Origin of the sequence: Ramlibacter sp. PS3R-8 (assembly GCF_037572435.1) — a bacterium.
In the GTDB taxonomy this organism is placed as follows: Bacteria; Pseudomonadota; Gammaproteobacteria; order Burkholderiales; family Burkholderiaceae_C; genus Ramlibacter.
Genome location: NZ_JBBHGT010000007.1, coordinates 152,611 through 166,135 on the forward strand (window position 1 = coordinate 152,611; position 13,525 = coordinate 166,135).

19 protein-coding genes are annotated in these 13,525 nt (G+C 62.8%); 5 read left to right on the forward strand and 14 right to left on the reverse strand.

Annotated elements, in window-relative coordinates; all coding sequences use genetic code 11:
• Positions 1-13 precede the first annotated feature (13 nt).
• From WG902_RS20515 to WG902_RS20550, 8 genes are all read right to left on the reverse strand, one after another.
• The gene (locus tag WG902_RS20515) at positions 14-307 is read right to left on the reverse strand and encodes a copper-binding protein (protein ID WP_340062064.1); all 294 of its coding nucleotides are present in this window, start codon (positions 305-307) and stop codon (positions 14-16) included.
• 168 nt (positions 308-475) lie between these two features.
• Positions 476-865 carry a DUF305 domain-containing protein gene (locus WG902_RS20520; RefSeq protein ID WP_340062065.1) on the reverse strand — a complete coding sequence of 130 codons (390 nt, stop codon included), beginning with the start codon at positions 863-865 and terminating at the stop codon, positions 476-478.
• Between the two features lie 30 nt (positions 866-895).
• Positions 896-1,267 carry a four-helix bundle copper-binding protein gene (locus WG902_RS20525; protein WP_340062066.1) on the reverse strand — a complete coding sequence of 124 codons (372 nt, stop codon included), beginning with the start codon at positions 1,265-1,267 and terminating at the stop codon, positions 896-898.
• Between the two features lie 304 nt (positions 1,268-1,571).
• Positions 1,572-1,880, reverse strand: a complete 309-nt coding sequence (locus tag WG902_RS20530; RefSeq protein WP_445263714.1) for a copper-binding protein — start codon at positions 1,878-1,880, stop codon at positions 1,572-1,574.
• Positions 1,877-2,389, reverse strand: a complete 513-nt coding sequence (locus WG902_RS20535) for a DUF411 domain-containing protein (RefSeq protein ID WP_340062067.1) — start codon at positions 2,387-2,389, stop codon at positions 1,877-1,879. Before WG902_RS20535 ends, WG902_RS20530 begins: the two co-directional genes overlap by 4 nt.
• Positions 2,361-2,888, reverse strand: a complete 528-nt coding sequence (locus tag WG902_RS20540; protein WP_340062068.1) for a cupredoxin domain-containing protein — start codon at positions 2,886-2,888, stop codon at positions 2,361-2,363. Before WG902_RS20540 ends, WG902_RS20535 begins: the two co-directional genes overlap by 29 nt.
• 39 nt (positions 2,889-2,927) lie before the next feature.
• Positions 2,928-4,343, reverse strand: coding sequence for a multicopper oxidase family protein (locus tag WG902_RS20545; protein WP_340062069.1), 1,416 nt, complete (start codon positions 4,341-4,343; stop codon positions 2,928-2,930).
• A 26-nt stretch (positions 4,344-4,369) separates the two neighbouring features.
• Positions 4,370-5,791, reverse strand: a complete 1,422-nt coding sequence (locus WG902_RS20550; RefSeq protein ID WP_340062070.1) for a TolC family protein — start codon at positions 5,789-5,791, stop codon at positions 4,370-4,372.
• Between the two features lie 1,096 nt (positions 5,792-6,887).
• On the opposite strand from WG902_RS20550, the gene WG902_RS20555 reads away from it, so the two are divergent.
• Entirely contained in the window at positions 6,888-7,400 is a 513-nt protein-coding gene (locus WG902_RS20555) for a DUF305 domain-containing protein (RefSeq protein WP_340062071.1), read from the forward strand.
• 147 nt (positions 7,401-7,547) lie between these two features.
• Complete coding sequence (locus WG902_RS20560) at positions 7,548-7,862, forward strand: heavy-metal-associated domain-containing protein (RefSeq protein ID WP_340062072.1); 315 nt, start codon at positions 7,548-7,550, stop codon at positions 7,860-7,862.
• A gap of 312 nt (positions 7,863-8,174) precedes the next feature.
• On the opposite strand, the gene WG902_RS20565 is transcribed toward WG902_RS20560, so the two are convergent.
• From WG902_RS20565 to WG902_RS20585, 5 genes are all read right to left on the reverse strand, one after another.
• Positions 8,175-8,525 (reverse strand): DUF6488 family protein, encoded by a 351-nt coding sequence (locus WG902_RS20565; protein WP_340062073.1) that lies wholly within the window; start codon positions 8,523-8,525, stop codon positions 8,175-8,177.
• An 11-nt stretch (positions 8,526-8,536) separates the two neighbouring features.
• Positions 8,537-9,313: a HupE/UreJ family protein gene (locus WG902_RS20570; protein ID WP_340062074.1), complete on the reverse strand. Its 777-nt coding sequence runs from the start codon at positions 9,311-9,313 to the stop codon at positions 8,537-8,539.
• Between the two features lie 109 nt (positions 9,314-9,422).
• Positions 9,423-9,767, reverse strand: a complete 345-nt coding sequence (locus tag WG902_RS20575; protein ID WP_340062075.1) for a hypothetical protein — start codon at positions 9,765-9,767, stop codon at positions 9,423-9,425.
• A gap of 88 nt (positions 9,768-9,855) precedes the next feature.
• The gene (cueR, locus tag WG902_RS20580) at positions 9,856-10,326 is read right to left on the reverse strand and encodes a Cu(I)-responsive transcriptional regulator (protein ID WP_340062076.1); all 471 of its coding nucleotides are present in this window, start codon (positions 10,324-10,326) and stop codon (positions 9,856-9,858) included.
• Positions 10,323-10,493, reverse strand: a complete 171-nt coding sequence (locus tag WG902_RS20585) for a hypothetical protein (protein WP_340062077.1) — start codon at positions 10,491-10,493, stop codon at positions 10,323-10,325. Before WG902_RS20585 ends, cueR begins: the two co-directional genes overlap by 4 nt.
• Positions 10,494-10,664: 171 nt before the next feature.
• On the opposite strand from WG902_RS20585, the gene WG902_RS20590 reads away from it, so the two are divergent.
• On the forward strand, positions 10,665-10,859 hold the full coding sequence (locus WG902_RS20590) for a heavy-metal-associated domain-containing protein (RefSeq protein WP_340062078.1): 195 nt from the start codon (positions 10,665-10,667) through the stop codon (positions 10,857-10,859).
• 450 nt (positions 10,860-11,309) lie between these two features.
• Here the strand turns inward: WG902_RS20590 and WG902_RS20595 are convergent, their stop codons facing one another.
• Positions 11,310-11,609, reverse strand: coding sequence for a hypothetical protein (locus tag WG902_RS20595; protein WP_340062079.1), 300 nt, complete (start codon positions 11,607-11,609; stop codon positions 11,310-11,312).
• A 187-nt stretch (positions 11,610-11,796) separates the two neighbouring features.
• On the opposite strand from WG902_RS20595, the gene WG902_RS20600 reads away from it, so the two are divergent.
• Positions 11,797-12,753, forward strand: a complete 957-nt coding sequence (locus tag WG902_RS20600; RefSeq protein WP_340062080.1) for a GlxA family transcriptional regulator — start codon at positions 11,797-11,799, stop codon at positions 12,751-12,753.
• Positions 12,754-13,266: 513 nt separating this feature from the next.
• Positions 13,267-13,482, forward strand: a complete 216-nt coding sequence (locus tag WG902_RS20605; RefSeq protein ID WP_340062081.1) for a hypothetical protein — start codon at positions 13,267-13,269, stop codon at positions 13,480-13,482.
• Positions 13,483-13,525 lie beyond the last annotated feature (43 nt).

The window sequence follows — 13,525 nt, forward strand, 5'->3', positions numbered from 1 at the left end:
GAGCGACCGCACCTTACTTGGCTTGCTGGATTTCGGTGACCACGATGGCGCCGGAAACCGACTGCGCTGCGAAGCGCACCTTGTCGCCGGGCTTCAGGTCCTTCAACAGCTCGGGCTTCTCGGCACGAAACACCATGGTCATGGGCGGCATGTCGAGATTCTTGATGGCCTCATGCTTCAGGGTGACCTTCCCTTGCTCCGTATCCACCTTGCGGACTTCGCCAGCGGTCAGTTCTGCAGCGAAGGCGCTCGCCATGCCGAGGGACAGCAAACCAGCGGCAAACAGGACGTTCATCTTTGACTTCATCAGGTACTCCTTGAGGTTGAGCTACAGGCACCGCTCTCTGTAGAGAGAAGCCGGTCAAGCACAGATGCAACTCTAAGGACCTGGGATCGACGGGTCGGTGACCCGAAGATGACGGTTTGGTTATCTGGCAGCACCGTCTATGGAAGCGTGCCGCCATCCGACGAACGCCTATTTCTTTTCCGCGGGGTGGCCGTGCTTCGCCAGGAACTTGTCGAGCTCGGCAATTTCCTTCTTCTGTGCAGCAATCACCTTCTGTGCCATCTTGCGCATCTCTGGTTCCTTGCCGGCCTTGAGTTCCGCCTCCGCCATGTGGATGGCGCCCTGGTGGTGGACACGCATCATCATGGCGAAATCGATGTCGGGCTTGCCAGTCATCGGCATCGAATTCATCTTATCGTTCATCTCTTTCATCATGGACTTCATGTCCATGGGAGATGAAGTTGCAGCACTCGCGCCGTGTTGCTGATGAGCCTGTGCCACTGCGGCGGGGGCAGCCGTCAATGCGGTTGCGAACATCAAGCTTCCGATGATGTTCCTGATTCGCGTTTGTTTGATCATGATTTTTCCTTCGAGCTAACTGGTTGAGACTCAAGCCATGGATGCCATGCTACGGCATTCTTCTGCGCATCGGCGGCAAGTATTGGCGCACTGCTGGCAATGTTCCATATCGTGCCTCGCGCACTCGTCCCCACATGCCTGGCAAACCTGCGCACACGCGGCGCAGATCGCCTTCACGTTCTCACTGGCGCGCGCCATTGCTGCTGCCGCCAAGGCGCAAATTTCGGCGCAGTCGACGTCCAGTGCGATGCAGCGCGCCATCATCTTGACGTCCTGCTCCTGCAGGCAGGACGCAGCACAGTGACTGCATGCAATTGCGCACGCGTTGCACGCTTCAATGCATGCATTGAACTTATGGTCGCGCATTGTGTTCTCCGAGTAAATGATTGCGCCTTCACGCATGGATAACCCGGCATGTCACAGCCGGCTAGCTGCCCCGCTTCCTCGAAAAACCGTCTTCTCGCTCACATGTTCGAGAACCGCCTGCGGCGTTTGTCACCGTCTCCGCAGCTTCTTCGCGCGCGACCCGCGGGAACGTACGGACGGATGACCCGTACCCTCCCGCTTGCCACGCCAGACAAGAAAGCCCACCAAGGCGAGCATCACCAGCACACCAACAGCGCCGTAGGCCACGAGAAGCTCCAGTGTTTCTGGGCTCGCGGTCTTCACCCGGAAGAGCTCGTGCGACATCGGCAATGCGCCAGCGTCACTTCACCGGCTGGATTTCCGTGACGGTGAACTTCCCGCCGTCATTGGTGGCGCTGAAGCGGATCTTGTCGCCGGCCTGCACCTTGTCGAGCATGCTCGGGTCGGAGACGTTGAACACCATCGTCATTGGTGGCATGTCCAGGTTCTTGATCTCGCCGTGTTTGAGAGTGATCTTCTTGCTCTCCTTGTCGACCTTGCGGACCTCGGCGTCGGTCATGGTCGACTGCGCCAGCGACGGCATCGCGAGTGCGGCCGTCATAGCCACGAGGGCGCCGCTGAGGGCGGTCCGGATTTTGTTGCGCGTCATGATTTCGCTCCTTCAGTCTTGCCTGCGTACTTCCGATAAACGCTTGCACTGCCGTCTTTGGCCAGCAGCATCACGCTGTACGGATCTTTGCGGTCCCCGTAGACCGCACCATCCATTCCGGGAGAGCCTACGGGCATCCCAGGCACGGCCAAGCCCAAGGCTTGAGGCCGCTCGCGCAGTAGCCGCCGGATATCTGCAGCCGGAACGTGTCCTTCGATAGCGTACCCAGCTACGAGGGCCGTGTGACATGAGCCGTATTTGCGGTCGATCCCAAGTCGTGCGCGGACGGCGTTGTTGCCGACGTCATGGACCTTGACCACGAAGCCACCGGACTGCAGGTGGGTAACCCAGTCCTGGCAGCACCCGCAACTCGGGTCCTTCCAAAGCTCCACTTGCACAGGAGCGTTTGCAAGCGCGGAGTCGACGAAGGTCAGCGCGGCGGCCACCGAAGCTGCCCCAATCAAGTTCCGTCGACCCGCATCAATGCTTGTGCGCTTTGCCATGTCCATCAGCCTTGCTGTCGCCGGCGACGACCTTGATCTTGCCAACCATGCCGGCTTGGTAGTGGCCGGCGATCAGGCACGCGAAGTCGAAGTCGCCGGGTCGGTTGAATGTCCAGACGATTTCACCGGTCTTGCCTGGTCCGACGTGGGTCATGTAGGGCTCATCATGTTCCATGTTCGGGAACTTGGCCATCAGCGCTGCGTGCTCGTCCAGATCCTTCTTGGTTCCGATGACCATCTCGTGCATCATCTTCCCGGAGTTCTTCACAACAAAGCGGACGGTGTCGCCTTGCTTGACTTCGATCTTGTCGGGCGAAAAGCGCATGGTGTCGAGCATGGAGACTTCAATGGTGCGCTTTGCGGCTTTTGCATCGCCGGCGATGCCCCAATCCTTCTGCTCCTTTTTTACGGCAGTGGTCTTGGCCTTGGCATGGTTTTCATGGGCAGACACACCCAGCGAGACAGCCAACAGGGATGCGGCGAGAAGTGCGTTCATTACTTTCATTTGCTGTTCCTTTCGAGAAACGTGGTTTCACTTGCCAGTTCAATGCTTGGAATGCCCAGCCGAAGGTTTCCGGACCTTGACTTCCACATCCTGCTTGGGGGCCACCTTCGCCGGCATGGAGCCCGTACCGGCGTTCGATGCGCTTGGCGCCGGCGGCAAGGTGCCAGTGAACTCATAGGCGACCGTGCCCGCGGGGTGCTTGAACCAGTCGGGGTTCTTGTAGTCACCCGGCTTCTGGTCACGACGCACCTTCACGACCGTGAACATGCCGCCCATCTCCATGGACCCAAACGGGCCTTCACCACTCATCATGGGCGCCGTGTTGTCTGGCAGCGGCATCGGCATTTCCGCCATGTCGGCCATGCCACGCTCTCCCATCACCATGTAGTCGGGGACGAGGCTTGTGATCTGCTTGACCACGTTGCGATGGTCCACGCCGATCATGGTGGGCACGTCATGGCCCATGGCGTTCATCGTGTGGTGGCTTTTATGGCAATGGAAAGCCCAGTCGCCCTCCTCGTCCGCGAGAAATTCGACCTGCCGCATCTGGCCCACAGCGACATCCGTGGTCACTTCGTGCCAGCGGGTGCTCTTGGGAGTGGGCCCGCCGTCAGTCCCGGTGACCAGAAACTCATGGCCGTGCAGGTGGATGGGGTGGTTCGTCATGGTCAGATTTCCCATGCGAATGCGGACCTTGTCGCCCATCCTGACGTTCATCGAGTCGATTCCCGGGAAGATGCGGCTGTTGAAGCTGAAGATGTTGAAGTCCAGCATCGTCATGATCTTCGGCGTGTAGGCACCCGGATCGATGTCGTAGTTGTTCAGCAGGAAGACGAAGTCGCGGTCGACGTCATCGATCAGGGGATGCTTCCCCTTCGGGTGGGTGACCCAGAACCCCATCATCCCCATCGCCATTTGCGTCATCTCGTCGGCATGCGGGTGGTACATGAAAGTGCCGGGACGGCGCGCGACGAACTCGTAGACAAAGGTCTTGCCAGGTGGTATGTGCTTTTGCGTCAGCCCACCGACGCCGTCCATCCCGTTGGGAAGCCGCTGCCCGTGCCAGTGGACGCTCGTGTGCTCTGGCAACTTGTTGGTGACGAACAGGCGGACCCGATCCCCCTCGACAACCTCGATCGTGGGGCCTGGCGACTGGCCGTTGTAGCCCCAGAGATGCGCCTTGAAGCCCGCGACCATCTCGCGCACCACTGGCTCGGCGACAAGATGGAATTCCTTGACGCCGTTGTTCATGCGCCAGGGGAGCGTCCATCCGTTGAGTGTGACAACCGGGTTGTACTGGCGGCCTGTGCTCGGGACGAGGGGCGGCTGTGTGTCCGGCTTGGTCTGGATCATCGGTTCAGGCAGGGCCGCCATGGCGACTTTGCTCACCGATGCGGCTGCGAGAGCGCCCGTGATGGCGCCTGCACCCGAGAGAAAATTTCGTCTGCTGGTCATGATGTTCGTTGTGTGGTGCGGGCAGCTCAGTGGCCGCCGTCTGACCCGCTGGTGGTGCTAGTGGAAACAGGCGTCGCACCCATGGCCATTGGTTTGCCGATCAAGGTGGACGAGAGACCGGCATCCGCCAGCCAGAACTGCTGCTGTGCATTGATCGCCGCGACCACGCTTGCCACCTGGTCTCGTGCATCGGCGAGCAGCTCGAAGACTCCAATGAGCATGCCGTTGTAGCGAAGCTGGTTCTCCTCGGACATGGTCTTGCGAAGCGGCACGATCTCGTCGCGGTAGTGACGTGCCAGGTCGTACGCCGTGCGGTAGGCGGAGTAGCTTTCCCGCAGCTGAGACGAGGCAGAGCGCACGACGGCTTCGTAGCGATTGGCGGCGGCCAATGACTGCGCGTTCATGTTGGCGCGCTGCGCGGTGCCCCAGTCGAAGATGGGAAGCCGGATCTCCAGCTCGAAACCGCGCGCATGGCTCTTGGTTCCCTCGGCATTGTCGAAGATGGTGTCGCGGCGTCCACCGATTTCGACATCGATCAAGCTGTTGAGCAGAGCCAGTCCTTGGGACTTTCCGGCGCCTTCAAGTTGCACGCGGGCAAGCTGCACGTCCAAGCGTTGCTGCAATGCAGATGCGGTGATGCTTGCCGCCGCCTGCGGCTCTTTCGGCAAGTCCGGTAGCCGGTCTGGAAGCTTCAGCTTGCTTGCTTGAGCATCGGTCAGCCCCAAAAGCCGAACCAGTTCCTCCCGCGCCGCGGTTTCTGCGTGGCGAGCAGATGCGAGTTGCGCAGTAGCGTCGGCGTAGAACGCGTGTTGCCGTGCGCGCTGCAACTTCGTGAAGTTGCCCACTTGCTGCATGCGCTTTGCCAGTTCGGCGCTTGCTTGCGCGGACTGGTTGACCTGTTCCGCATACTGCAGCACCTGGCGGCTGGTGACGGCGCGCACCCACGCCTGACGCACCTGGCTCACCTGGTCGACCACCGTGATGCTCAACTGCGTTTTCGCCTGAGCGACCTGGTTACGGGATATGGCCAGGCGCCGGGGAAGGGTGAGGAGATCCAGCAGTCCGATCGATAGCAGGCGCCCCAACTCCAGTTCGTCACCGGCCCGGATACGTTCGAAGGTGAAGACAGGGTTGGCGATGCGGCCAGCTTGGTTGGCTGTCGCCATCTCGGCCCAACTTTGCGCGACCAACGCTTGCATGGAGGGACTGTTGGCAAGCGCGAGTTGAACCGCGTCTTCCCTGGTCAATGGCTTGGCAAGGAGATCATCAGCCAACCGGGCTCGCTTGTCCCGTTGGGCGTCACCCTGGCTGAGTTCCAGGTTGCCCTGCGTAAAACCCGGGAGCGCCTGGTTCGCATCTTTCACGGCGTCGTCGATGCTCACCGTGGCGCAACCGGCGAGGAAAAGTGCGGCGGCTGCCGAAGCAGGGAGACGTAAGTAGCTTCTCATTTGGATCTTCATTACCTGCCGTGGCCGGAGTGCGGGTTCGCTAGAGAAGAGGCGGGGCTTGCCGGTTTGGCTGCGGGGCCTCCCGTTGCTGAACCGGAGGGTGCCGTCTTTGTGCCGTCCGCGCCCTCTTGCGCCTCTTTGGCATACACCCGCCAGCCGCCGATGCGGCCGACGTTGTCATTCGCGTCCCGCCACGGGACGAGCTTCTCGTCGCTGAACGACTGGTATCCGTCGAGTGCCGATCGAAAGGCAGGAGCGGGAACCTCAGAAGCCGCGCCTGAGGCAGGTTGGGCATGGGCGGGCAAGGCCGACAAAGCGGCAAGGGGAGCCAGCCCTAGGGCCAGCAGACGATGGAACATGAAATCCTCGCGAGTTCGATGGAGCGGATGCGATGGCTTGGAGCCATAGCAGACGAACGGAAGCCGTGGTCAGTCGCCCAAAAGGGCGCTGTGGTCAGCTTTGAATCAAGCGCGAGGTGGTTTGTCCAGCACCGAGGCTGGTGTGCCGAGAATCAGTAGGAAGGGCTCTGCCGACTCTGCCTGCGGGGCAGGGGAGAACGACGGCCAGTGCACATTTTGGGCGATGGCCAAGCTGTGACAGCAGGAGGCGCAAACACCGCACTTGTGAGCCGTGTCGGGTAGTTCTGAGTCGGCGGATGCGGCGACTGCCTTGTCGGCCTGCGCTTCCATTCCATGCGAATGACTCGTGTGGTCGTGTGCACCAGTCGTCGCGTGGCCCGATTCAGCCGGGCTACTTGCAGCTGCATGGTGCTCGCCCTTGCAAAAGACCATGGATGCGGCAGCGAACCCCTGCAGCGGAAGCGCAGCCATCATCAACCAGGCGACCAGGAAACGAAGAACGGACATTCGAGGGTGATTCTAAGGACACCTTCGCCCAGGAACAGCGACATCCAGATTACAGATTCGTAATCTAGGCTTGGGTGTCGCCGTTGCTGAGCTGGGCTCTGTCGCTTGCGCGAAGCCTGCTCCATGATGGCGCGTCCAGAAAACAGGCGCGCGGGCCACCTCGCCGCCTGCTTGACCTTTCCACAAGGGTAAGGCTCAGAGTGGCTGTCCCAGCAATCAGGAAGCTTCAAATGAACGAAAACAGACATCGCGACACTCAGCATGCAGCGACGGGTCATCAGCGGTCGACGACGCGCGCCTACTGGATGTTCGCGCTCAATCTTGCGTTGAGCCTCATTCCAATGTACTTGGCCATGTTCACGATGATTGATGGCTGGGGCGACTACCGGAACAACGTGAACATGCTCTATATGGCGCTGACGATGCTCGCGCCGATGGGGATGATCATGCTGGCCACAATGGGCTCGATGTATGGGAACAAACCGCTGAACCTGGCACTCTACGCTGGCCTCACCATCCTGTTCGCCGCATCCCTGGTGGCCACACGTTCGCAGGCGCTCGTCGATGACAAGCAGTTCGTCGACTCGATGATTCCCCACCACTCCGGCGCGATCCTCATGTGCCGCGAGGCGCGGCTGACCGATCCGGAGCTCGGAAAGCTTTGCGGCGAGATCGTAAAGGCCCAGCGCGCGGAGATCAGTCAGATGGAGGCGATCGCCGCCCGCCTGCGGAGCTCAGAATAGTCCGACAGCCTCTGGAAGTGACAAAGCGTTGGAGAGGGCCGTCCCTGCGGCACGATGCCCCTGAATCCTTGGGCGTGAAGAAAGTGCTTGACCTTGCCACGATGGCAAGGTTCACACTGTCTTCATCAATCCAGAAAGGCGCCTCCCATGATCACATTCCACATCCCTGACATGACCTGCGGAAGCTGCGCGAGTGCGATCGCGCGGGCCGTGGCTAGAGTCGACGAGCACGCCCGTCTCGAAGTCAGCATCGGGCAGAAGCTTCTGTCGGTGCAAAGCGCCGCGACGGAAAGCGAGCTGGCCACAGCCATCCAGGAGGCTGGATACACCCCCGCAAAGTTGACAGCCTCGGCGCCCCGTTCGACGGCCGCTTCTGGCGGATGCTGCGGCGGCGCGCGGAAGGGAGCTTCCACGAGCGGCGCGCAAGCGGCCCCAGCGGGCCGCAGCTCCTGCTGCGGCTGAGGTTTCGTTTACCCATGAGCGTCCGGGGGCGCTCATGGCTCGCGTCGTCCAGGCTTCGTTCGCAACGTAGCGCTCGAAGCTATGCAACCGCGCAGAGATGGCGGAGATAGTGCCAAAGAGCGCATTGGCCTGCGCGCGTGGCCCGCCGCTGAGCGAACGGGGTCTACTTCGGTGCTACGCCCGCGAAGGCGGGCCGTTGGCCCGCGCGACTTGACGTGGGCGGCGGCGAATGCTCAGCGTGTGCGTAAGCCGGCAACGCGAACAGGCTGCCGACTGCGAGGGCGCGAGCCGCACATGGCCTGCGCCACCAGGTCACTTCCCGGTGTGGTTCGCCGCTAGTACGTTGCCCGGGGCGCTCAGGAACACATAAAGGGACTGCTTGTCCTTGTCGGACGCCGCCGGGTTCTTGAAGGTGACCTTCCACTCCTTGCCCTTCTTGCCCTCGACCTGCTCGACCTTCTCGTGCTTCACGCCCTTCCACGAGGCGTCGAGCTTGCCGCTGGCCACGAGGGCGTCCTTGCGCTGCGCGGCGCACGTGAGGACCGTCTCCTCCTTGGCGGGGGTCGAGCCGTGGAAGTGGCAGGAGCTGCCCTTGTCGGCGAAGGCGGGGGTGGCCAGCGAGAGGGCGACGGCGGAGGCGATGGCGATGGCGATGGTTTTCATGGTGGTTTCCTTCAGAGGTTGTCGCGAGTGGGGTCGGGCTTGGCGAGGTCCAAGTCCTCATGGAGGTGCTTGTGCTCCTCCTCAGGGAAGCGGAACGCGCCGGGGTCCGAGTCGTGGGCGTAGCCGTGGAGCTGCATCAGGAGCAGGAGGCCGCCTGCGAACATGAGCGCGGTGTTGGCCGCGATGGCGAGCTTGGGGAAGTTCGGGCGCCTGCGCCAGGCGGCGAGAACGACGAGCATCGCGGAGAGCGCGGCGATCTGTCCCACCTCGACGCCGACGTTGAAGCTCAGGATCCTGCCCAGCATGCCCATCTTGTCCTCCCCCAGCGGGAGCTGTTGCAGTCGCGTCGAGAGCCCGAAGCCGTGGATAAGGCCGAAGACGAACACGGCCGCCACCAGGTTGGGCGACTTCATGTCCAAGTGCCGCTGGAAGCCCCCGTTGTTGTCGAAGCCCTTGTAGATCACGGTGAGCGCGATCACCGCGTCGACCAGCCAATAGTTCCAGGTGATGCCCAGGAACGTGGCGAAGATCAACGTGATGCAGTGGCCCACGGTGAATGCGGTGACGAACTTGGCGACGTCGCGGAACTTGGTCAGGAAGAAGACCACCCCGAAGAGAAAGAGCAGGTGGTCGTAGCCGGTGAGCATGTGCTTGGCGCCAAGCACGGCGTACTGCAAGTAGCCGCCGTCGAGCATGGCCAGCTTGTCGGCTTCCGAGATGCCGTGGGCGAAGGCCAGCGATGGGTCGATGAGCGCGGCGAGCGCCGCCGCGCGAAGGACAAGGTTCATGCTTTCCCGAAGATGCGTCCGAAAGCCGCGGGCGCGCCCGCGGGGAGAGCGGCGCGCCGCCGCCCATCTCAGTTCACACGGAGAACGGGCACGGGGCAGGCCGCGCGGGTCAGGACGCGAGTTTCGGAGGCCTCAGAAGGCCGTCTATGGTAGGCGACGGGTGCGCGCGCGGCTCCCAGTCAGGCGGGCATTGCGGCATCGCGAGCGCGGGTCGGGAGGAGAGCCCGGCAGGCAGCGCCGCGGAGTTGGAGCCGTCCAAGTGAACGTGAAAGCCGCCCTCATCCGTCTCGTCGACGTGCATGCCGCCATCGTCGTGATGATGGTGCCCTTCCTCCTGGGCGTGCGCCAGAACGTGCCCGAGCTCGCCCGAAGCGGTTCCGGGACAAGAAGCTCCCGCGAGCGCCTGGCCCAACGCGGCCAGGAGGGCAAGGAGGAGCATCAGCTTGCGAATCACGAGCTCATTCTACGTGCGTGCATTCAACACGAGCTCAGCGGAATATCAGGCGGCCACCTTCCCACATGTGCCGCGGCGAACCCATCGGCTACGCGGCTCTGCGGGCCGGCGCGGTGGACGCCGTCGCCTTCTTCGCGCCAAGGATCGGGGTCGCGCGGCCCAGGTCTTCGAGGATCGGGCAATCAGGACGCTGGTCGCCCTGGCAGCAGTGGATCAGGTGCGAGAGCGTCTTGCGCATGGACTGCATCTCCTCGATCTTGCGATCGAGCTCTGCGAGGTGCGTCGCGGCGACCTTCTTCACGCTGCTGCTCGGCCGCCTGCGGTCTTGCCAAAGCTTCACGAGTTCGCTGATCTCTGGAATGGAGAAGCCCAGATCGCGTGACCGCTTGATGAACCGCAGCGTGTGGACCTCCGGCTCCCCGTAAACGCGGTAGCCCGTCTCGGTGCGGTGGACCTTGGGCAAAAGCCCCAGCGACTCGTAGTGGCGCACCATCTTCGGCGTCACTCCCGCCTTCTCGGCGGCTTCTCCGATGTTCATTCCGTCGGCGATCGTTTTCATGAGGTCTTTCCTTTCCAGCGGCGCAGCGTCAAAGCGTTGGCAACCACGCTCACCAAGGAGAACGCCATGCTGCACGAGGCACCGGTCATGCCGCCAATCGGCAGCTCGATGCCCAGCTTCTGCAGGTTCATGGCCAGGCTCGCTGGCAACGTCGTTGTGTTCTGCATGGTTAGGTCCTTGCGCCCGCATCCCATGCGATAGCGGCATCTTCAGGCTTGCCATCGTGGCAAGGTCAAGTCCCTTTTGTCAGCAGGGCTGCGATGAGACCCACTGTTGACTCTGACACGGTGGCAAGCTTGACCATGCAGGCCTTCATCCATTTTTCTCAGGAGAACGCCATGATTGAACTCAACCTCCCCGACATGACATGCGGCCATTGCGCCAGCACCGTCACCCAAACCTGCAAGCTGGTGGACCCGGCCGCGAAAGTCGAGGTCGACCTGAACTCAAAGCTGGTCAAGATCTCCTCGAACGAAGATCCCGGGGACTTCGCCGAGGCCCTGAGCGAAGCTGGCTACCCGCCCGCCGCCTGATGCGCGAGCTGCGGCGATGGATCTCGCTTACCTGCCGCCCCTTCCCGTGGGGCTGATTTCAGCTGCCGCGCGCGACCTAGCGTTTCGAGCTAGCCAGTTCGTCGCTACTGCTCATCCGCGTTTACCTGGCTGGCCGGCCGCAGCGGTTTCCGCGGGGGTGGTGGCCGCCTGGCCGCTGAACTCTATCGATTGGGGCTTGGGTCTGGCCGGACTCATGGTTGCCGTGGGCTTGGGGAGCTTGGTGGCCACTGCGGTGCTGGCGACCGGGTGGACTTCCGAGCCTGAGGAGCTCGAGCGATGGGCGTTTCGGGCCCTTGTGGCCGCTCTCGGGTCCGCGCTTCCGGTACTGGTCGCCACGTAGCACGCGGTGAAGAAGCGACGAACAGCCGGGAACCTTGCAATCGCTGAACTTGGCTATGAGTTCGCGGCGGCGTCGTTCGAGGCGAGAGCTTAGCCAAACAGGACCGGCAAGGCGGACACGAACGCTGCGGCGCCGGCCCTTATGGCCCATCGCTCGAGTTCCTCGGGCTCCGAGGCCCACCCCGCGGCGATTGCCGCGGTTGCCACAAGGCTCGCCGTGCAAACGGCGAGGATAGCCCCCGCGTCGCCGACGCTCCAGCCCACTAAGTTGACCAGCCACCCCCCCACTACCGCCGCGACAACGGTCACGCCGGGCGGGATCGGGAGGCGCGGGCGCGCTGACGCGTCGATCTGGAGCGCGCGAAGCATCAGCGATTGCGAAGCGTCCATCGGGGCGACTCCTTGCGTCCGCGAGCCGGACGCTTGACGACGAGTCTGCGCTGACGGCGTTCCACGCACGCGACGACTTGGGGTCCCGAGCATCGCCCACACCAATTGGCGGGCGCCCGGGCGCAGACAGCCTTGAGGACGACCAAAACAGACATCGTGCCGACGTTTTCGGACACAATGACTCCCAATGCGCAGAATCGTACTCACCGGGGTACCGCCGTTCGAGGTGCAGGACCTGGCCGGTCCACTGGAGGTGTTCGACCAGTGCGAATACGAGATCGAGCTGGTGTCACCGGAGCGCGAGGGCTCGACCGCCATCAATCGGGGACTGCGAATCACGGGCGGCACCGACTTCCGCAAGTTTGAGGGTCCCATCGACACGCTCTGGGTAGTGGGCGGACCGGAGGCCCCTTCGGGACATTACGACCCGGCCTATCTGCGCTGGTTGAAAGAGATGTCGTCGCAGGCGCGTCGCGTAGGCGCAAGCTGCCTCGGCACGTTCGTCCTCGCCGCGTCGGGTGCACTGGAAGGCCGGCGCGTGGTCACGCACTGGCAGTGGTGCGACTACTTGGCCGAGTGCTACCCGCGCGTCAAGCTCGTGCGCAATTCAATCTTCGTGAAGGACGGTCACATCCACACCTCCGCCGGCATCACCACCGGCATAGACCTGGCGCTACTCTTCGTCGAGGAGGACTTTGGTCCACGCAAGGCCTTTGCGATCGCGCAATGGCTCGTACTTTTCGTCCGGCGGACCGCGAGCTACTCCCAGGTCAGCAAGCTGCTCGCACTGCAGTCCGGCTCGGTGAAGCCCTTGGACGACTTGGAGAACTGGATCTTCGAGCACCTCGCCGAGGACATCAGCGTCGAGCGCATGGCCGCCAAAGTGAACATGAGCGCTCGCCAGTTCACGCGCGTCTTTCGCAGCGAGAAGGGCACGACGCCCGCGCGCTTTGTCGAGCGGGTCCGCGTTGAAGTGGCACGGAGCCTGCTCGAGGCGTCGGGGGTGGGCGCGAAATCCGTGGCCGCCAAATGCGGCTTCGGCAGTGCCGACTCGATGCGGCGTTCTTTTCTGCGTGTGGTGGCCACCACGCCAAGCGAGATCGCGGGAGCGCACCGAACTCCGGGCGCCCTGCGTGGACCGTAGGGGCTACGCCCCGGTAGGTAGCTTGGCGTAAAGCGTCGGGTAGTCGTCGCTCCCGGCCGTCGGCATTTGGGGAAGATGGGCGGAACGGTTGGCACATTGGTCCGGCCGTACTCCCTGTGGAGCCCACGCCATGCGATCCGCCGCCCATGCCAAGCACCGCGCGATGCACTGCCGCCATCACGGCCGGCGTGCCGCGCCGGTCCCGGCGGGACTGAAGCGACTCCCGGTGTGTGCCACTTTCATTGCCTACCGGGCTGTGCCGCCGGCGTTCGACTGGTGTCATGGCGAGGTGCGGTTCACGCTGGCCGTGTGCTTGATCGGGCTCTGGTGCTGCCGGCACCTTGCTGCTCTCCTGGAGCTTCGACCCTGCAAGCATGAGGCGCTCCATTGGCTATTCGGTCGTAGCGGGCCTCGGCGCAGCCGCGCCGCATCTGCAGTTTGGTTAGCAGCCAGCCACCAACGGGGTTGCCCTAGCCAGATGCCGAACCAGCCACTTCTTGTCAGGAGAATGACATGTCAGTGATCCTCGAATCTCTTCTTGACGATGAGCGCCGCGCCGAGTGCCGCGCCAATGATGGAGCCATGGCCATGGGCCGACCCATCATCGCGAGCCAACCCACCAACCACGCCGTGCAGCGCAGTGCCGGAGATCGTGCCAGCCAACAGGATCTGGCAATGAAACGCTCGAATCCAAAGCGCTTGACCTTCCAAGCGTGGCAAGCCGCATAAATGCGACAGGAGCTGCTTCGGCTCAGCAAACCAAGTCGACGGC

Bases quoted from the DNA above. Each gene is read 5' to 3' on its own strand.
- WG902_RS20595 (WP_340062079.1), bottom strand. From the start codon at position 11,609: ATGGACGCTTCGCAATCGCTGATGCTTCGCGCGCTCCAGATCGACGCG.
- WG902_RS20550 (WP_340062070.1), bottom strand. From the start codon at position 5,791: ATGAGAAGCTACTTACGTCTCCCTGCTTCGGCAGCCGCCGCACTTTTC.
- cueR (WP_340062076.1), bottom strand. From the start codon at position 10,326: ATGAAAACGATCGCCGACGGAATGAACATCGGAGAAGCCGCCGAGAAG.
- WG902_RS20565 (WP_340062073.1), bottom strand. From the start codon at position 8,525: ATGAAAACCATCGCCATCGCCATCGCCTCCGCCGTCGCCCTCTCGCTG.
- WG902_RS20540 (WP_340062068.1), bottom strand. From the start codon at position 2,888: ATGAAAGTAATGAACGCACTTCTCGCCGCATCCCTGTTGGCTGTCTCG.
- WG902_RS20560 (WP_340062072.1), top strand. From the start codon at position 7,548: ATGATCACATTCCACATCCCTGACATGACCTGCGGAAGCTGCGCGAGT.
- WG902_RS20545 (WP_340062069.1), bottom strand. From the start codon at position 4,343: ATGACCAGCAGACGAAATTTTCTCTCGGGTGCAGGCGCCATCACGGGC.
- WG902_RS20530 (WP_445263714.1), bottom strand. From the start codon at position 1,880: ATGACGCGCAACAAAATCCGGACCGCCCTCAGCGGCGCCCTCGTGGCT.
- WG902_RS20605 (WP_340062081.1), top strand. From the start codon at position 13,267: ATGTCAGTGATCCTCGAATCTCTTCTTGACGATGAGCGCCGCGCCGAG.
- WG902_RS20525 (WP_340062066.1), bottom strand. From the start codon at position 1,267: ATGCGTGAAGGCGCAATCATTTACTCGGAGAACACAATGCGCGACCAT.
- WG902_RS20600 (WP_340062080.1), top strand. From the start codon at position 11,797: ATGCGCAGAATCGTACTCACCGGGGTACCGCCGTTCGAGGTGCAGGAC.
- WG902_RS20520 (WP_340062065.1), bottom strand. From the start codon at position 865: ATGATCAAACAAACGCGAATCAGGAACATCATCGGAAGCTTGATGTTC.
- WG902_RS20585 (WP_340062077.1), bottom strand. From the start codon at position 10,493: ATGCAGAACACAACGACGTTGCCAGCGAGCCTGGCCATGAACCTGCAG.
- WG902_RS20535 (WP_340062067.1), bottom strand. From the start codon at position 2,389: ATGGACATGGCAAAGCGCACAAGCATTGATGCGGGTCGACGGAACTTG.
- WG902_RS20515 (WP_340062064.1), bottom strand. From the start codon at position 307: ATGAAGTCAAAGATGAACGTCCTGTTTGCCGCTGGTTTGCTGTCCCTC.
- WG902_RS20570 (WP_340062074.1), bottom strand. From the start codon at position 9,313: ATGAACCTTGTCCTTCGCGCGGCGGCGCTCGCCGCGCTCATCGACCCA.
- WG902_RS20555 (WP_340062071.1), top strand. From the start codon at position 6,888: ATGAACGAAAACAGACATCGCGACACTCAGCATGCAGCGACGGGTCAT.
- WG902_RS20590 (WP_340062078.1), top strand. From the start codon at position 10,665: ATGATTGAACTCAACCTCCCCGACATGACATGCGGCCATTGCGCCAGC.